General features: G+C 54.0%; 1 protein-coding gene. It reads left to right on the top strand.

The window, feature by feature from the left end; translation table 11 throughout:
* Positions 1 to 249: 249 nt before the first annotated feature.
* Positions 250 to 1,221 carry an IS110 family transposase gene (locus D6877_RS04610; RefSeq protein ID WP_056786210.1) on the top strand — a complete coding sequence of 324 codons (972 nt, stop codon included), beginning with the start codon at positions 250 to 252 and terminating at the stop codon, positions 1,219 to 1,221.
* Positions 1,222 to 1,240: the final 19 nt, after the last annotated feature.

The following is a 1,240-nucleotide window of genomic DNA, read 5'->3' as shown; positions in this document are numbered from 1 at the left end:
CGGCAGCTCCTTGTATCTCGACTAACGCTCCGTCAGGAGCGATAGTTCTCGACTGATCATCGAGGGAGGGACTTGGAAGCCGCGCAGCTCCTTAGGCTTTTTGCCTGTGACGTAGATCGTGCTCCAGCCCTCCACACTCACTCGTACAGTTCGCACGGTATCTTGGGCCCGCCTGCGGCGAGAGCCCGCATTCGCAAGGTTGGACAGAGTGACGTGATGATCGCAACAGGAACAAGTGGAGAAACGATCATGTCCGGTTTCGTTGGCGTCGACATCGCAAAGAACACCTTTGATATCGCTACACACCAGCCCAACGGCAAGCACAAAACCAAGGCCAAGCTGGCCAACGATCCAAAGGGCTTCAAAGAGTTTGAGGCGTGGCTAGAAAAAAACGCCGAGCGTTCGGCCCTGATCGTGATGGAAGCCACGAGCGTTTACCACTTGGAGCTCGCGGAGTTCGTTTACAACAAAGGCTTCCGGGTCTGCGTCGTGAACCCGGCTACGACCAAAGCGTACGCTGACAGCGAACTGCGCCGCATCAAGACTGATAAAAGTGATGCCAAACTGATCGCCGACTTTGCCCGGGAAAAAGATCAGAAACTTCACCCATGGGCGCCTGAGCCGCTGAAATACCGCCAGTTAAAAGCAATGGTTCGCCGCCTGGATGACCTTCAGGAAATGGAACAAATGGAGCTTAATCGTCTGGACGTTTCCGACGAAAAGGTCAAAGACTCGATCAACTCCGTTCTGCGCCATATCGAAAAAGAGATCGTAGAAACGCACAAGGCGATCAAAAAACACATCGATGACGACCCGGATATGCGTCAGATGCGGGATCTCATCGTAACCATCGACGGCATCGGACAAAAAACGCTTGAACGATTGCTCGCCGAACTGGGTGACTTGCGCAAATACAGTGATCCTCGCCAACTGGTCGCTGCTGCGGGGCTCAATCCAAAGCTGCAGGAATCAGGAAAGCTCAAAGGTCATACCCTGATCTCAAGAGTAGGGTCGGCACGGCTGCGTGCAGGCCTTTACATGCCTGGCATGGTGGCGCTGAAACACAATAAGGCGATCAAGGCGATGAAAGAACGCCTGGAAGCCAATGGCAAGGCCCCCAAGCAGATCATCTGCGCAGCAATGCGCAAGCTGCTGCACTTCGTTTACGGAGTGCTCAAATCAGGACTGCCATATGACCCGAAACTTGCGCTTGCCCGATGAGGCTCAAGACGGTATCTAC

The sequence above is a fragment of the Pseudomonas sp. Sample_9 genome, from assembly GCF_004307535.1.
In the GTDB taxonomy this organism is placed as follows: Bacteria; Pseudomonadota; Gammaproteobacteria; order Pseudomonadales; family Pseudomonadaceae; genus Aquipseudomonas; species Aquipseudomonas mercuritolerans.
This window is presented reverse-complemented; position numbering and strand designations above follow the sequence as displayed.